Source organism: uncultured Boseongicola sp., assembly GCF_937988555.1.
Lineage (GTDB): Bacteria > Pseudomonadota > Alphaproteobacteria > Rhodobacterales > Rhodobacteraceae > Boseongicola.
Window position 1 is genome coordinate 1 of sequence record NZ_CALJXO010000141.1, and the last position, 2,799, is coordinate 2,799.

The following is a 2,799-nucleotide window of genomic DNA, read 5'->3' on the forward strand; positions in this document are numbered from 1 at the left end:
TGGTCTGGCAAGTATTTGTCTCGGCGCCGATCTTAATGATAGCGGCACCGTTTTTTTGCCGCTTTATCAGTGATGTACAGCCGATCCATTTGTGGAGTCTGACGTTTCAGTTCGTGGTGATTGTGACTTTTGCCTTTGCACTTTGGCTTTGGTTGCTGTCGGTCTACCCGCCCGCAATCGTCGCTGCATTCAGCTTCCCGTCGCCGGTTTTCGGCGTATCTTTCGGCTGGCTGTTTTTGGATGAAGCTTTGGGACTGCCCGTGCTGGTAGCACTGGTTTTGGTGTCGGCCAGTTTGATATTGATTAGCCGGCCGGTTCAGGTGCCGCAGAAGGTCTGAGGCACGACTTCTTCTTCCAAAGGTGGCCGTGTGAGGTCTTCCATTTCTCCGGGGTTGGCAAAGGGCGTTGCTAGGGCCGTGTTGAGACGCTTGTACGGTGCAAGGTCGCCGGTGACAGCGGCTTGAATGGCCTGCTCGATGCGGTGTGTGCGCGCGATCACGGCGGGGTTCACGCTTTGCAGTTCGGCCACGCGATCTTCGGGGCTTGCGCCCTCGGTTTCGAGCCGGTCTCGCCAGCGCTGCTCCCAATCGTCATAGATTGACGGATCCACAAATTCGTCGCGGGCTTTGTGGCTGCCAAGCGCTCGGAAAGTATTTGTGAAGTCGGCCTGACCCTGTGCCATCAGATCGATCAGACCGTTGATCAAACCGTCGTCGTCTTCGGCCTTTGTTTTCAGGCCGATTTTAGCGCGGAATACATTGCGCCACGCCGTGCGGTACAGATCGGGGAAGCGGTCGAGGCTGGCTTGCGCCTTTTCGACTTCGCCGATCAACGGCAGCAACGAAGTGGCGAGTTGCGCGAGGTTCCACATTGCCATCTCGGGTTGGCGGCCATAGGCGTATCGGCCCTGTTGGTCGATCGAGGAAAAGACCTGCATGGGATGAAATCGGTCGATGTAGGCGCAGGGGCCGTAGTCGATAGTTTCACCAGAAACCGTCATATTGTCGGTGTTCATCACGCCATGGACAAAGCCGAGGCCCATCCATTTCGCGATAAGTTTCGCCTGGCGGTCAATGACACCGTCGAGGAAGCCAAGGGCTCCGTCCACTTCTGGATCATGGCGCGAGATAGCGTGTTCAGTGAGTGCTGCGAGGGCTTTTGTGTCTTTCTGCGAGGCGAAATACTGGAATGTGCCGACGCGGATGTGGCTGGCGGCAACGCGCGTCAAGACGGCGCCGGGATAGGGTGCCTCGCGTAATACAGTTTCACCCGTGGCGACGGCAGCGAGGGCGCGCGTAGTGGGGACGCCAAGGGCGTGCATGGCCTCGGAAACGATGTATTCGCGCAAAACCGGTCCGACCCATGCCCGGCCATCGCCCATGCGGGAATAGGGTGTGGGGCCGGAGCCTTTTAGTTGGATATCAAAGCGTTGGCCGTCTGGAGCAACAATTTCGCCCAAGAGGACCGCGCGGCCATCTCCAAGTCGTGGCGACCAGCCACCGAATTGATGGCCTGCGTAGACTTGCGCAAGGGGGTCGGCGCCAGCCGGGACAGAATTTCCAGCCAAGAACGCGATGCCATCGGGCGTCTCAAGCGCGTCTGCGTCGAGACCCAACTCTGCTGCTAACGGGCGGTTCAAGGTGATCAGCGACGGGTCTTTGACCGGCGTGGGTGCGATCTTCGTATAGAAGCGCTCGTCGAGGCGGGCGTAACTGTTGTCGAAGGGTAAATCGAGGCTCATGGGCAATAGATAGGCATTCAGGCCGTCCAGGTCATCATGTTGAAAGCGCGGTGGGTGAAACCAAGGCGCCTATAGAGCGTTTCGGCGCGCGTGTTGTCGGGGCCGATTTCAAGGTGAAGCGCCATAAGACCCGCGCCCTTGAGGGACTTGATCAGGGTGAGGACCGCTTCGCTGCCCATGCCACGGCCGCGAACCTTCTCGCGAATCCACAACTCGTCGATGAAGCCGTCGAGGCCGCCCATTTCGATGGACCAACCGAAGCTGACGGCTATATAGCCCACGGGTGACATTTTCGGGCCAATCAGCCAGATCGCACCATGGGGCGAGCCCTCAAGAAGCGGCGTGATCGCGGATCGTCGATGGTCTTCGTCAGAATGGATGCCTTCAAGCGCATGATAGGCCGCGATCATCGGTTCCAGTTTGTCGGTGTCGGCGGTGGTGGCGAGGTGAAGGATCTGGCTCATGTCGGGCTTTCTGTGACGCGGATCAAAGCGCGGGCTTCTGCTTTGTTGATCCGGTCGAATTTGCATTCGCTGTACGCCGCTCCGCCTTCCGGGTGGCTGCAAGCGGCTTAACGGAAGTGTAGGCCGCCCGGAGGCTTGCGTTTTCGCGGAGCGCGTCGCGGAAGGCAAGGTGGCGCGTGATGTCTTTTTGTCCGTCAACATAACCGTCTGCATGGGGGCGGCGCGCGTCGGTTTCGGGATCATTCTTGCGGGCATAACTGCGCCCCTGCAGCCCGAATTCCCCCAAATATTCACAGCCTAAGGCCTCAAAGGCATTTTGCGCGTAGGTTTGGACCGATGCTTCTGCGAAAACCGGCAGAAGGTCAATGTTGGGTTTGGCAGGAAGGCCAGGAACGGAGGTGGAGCCGATGTGATACACCGTCACAAGGCCGCCCATAGGCGCGAGTAGCGCTTCGGTTTCCTGCGCGGCTCTTTCGGGCCAGTTCGGCGCGTGAAGAAGGCTCACAGTCGGGCCAGGCGTTCGGTTAGCAGGTCGAAAAAGCCTTTGTCGTCGACAGACCCCATAAACATCGCATTTGCCGGGCGATCTGTGAC

4 protein-coding genes are annotated in these 2,799 nt (G+C 58.9%); 1 reads left to right on the plus strand and 3 read right to left on the minus strand.

Annotated features, from left to right (window positions below; genetic code table 11):
* Nucleotides 1-338, plus strand: a 338-nt coding sequence (locus tag Q1B15_RS07600) for an EamA family transporter (protein ID WP_299752462.1), incomplete at its 5' end; no start/stop codon positions are given.
* Here Q1B15_RS07600 and Q1B15_RS07605 read toward each other — a convergent pair.
* The 3 genes from Q1B15_RS07605 to Q1B15_RS07615 are packed head-to-tail and all read right to left on the minus strand — an operon-like array spanning nucleotide 317 to nucleotide 2,710.
* Nucleotides 317-1,741 (minus strand): protein adenylyltransferase SelO, encoded by a 1,425-nt coding sequence (locus tag Q1B15_RS07605; RefSeq protein WP_299752465.1) that lies wholly within the window; start codon nucleotides 1,739-1,741, stop codon nucleotides 317-319. The two genes, Q1B15_RS07600 and Q1B15_RS07605, sit on opposite strands and share 22 nt — an antisense overlap.
* Nucleotides 1,742-1,758: 17 nt before the next feature.
* The gene (locus tag Q1B15_RS07610) at nucleotides 1,759-2,205 is read right to left on the minus strand and encodes a GNAT family N-acetyltransferase (RefSeq protein ID WP_299752468.1); all 447 of its coding nucleotides are present in this window, start codon (nucleotides 2,203-2,205) and stop codon (nucleotides 1,759-1,761) included.
* A gap of 22 nt (nucleotides 2,206-2,227) precedes the next feature.
* Complete coding sequence (locus Q1B15_RS07615; RefSeq protein ID WP_299752471.1) at nucleotides 2,228-2,710, minus strand: GrpB family protein; 483 nt, start codon at nucleotides 2,708-2,710, stop codon at nucleotides 2,228-2,230.
* Nucleotides 2,711-2,799: the final 89 nt, after the last annotated feature.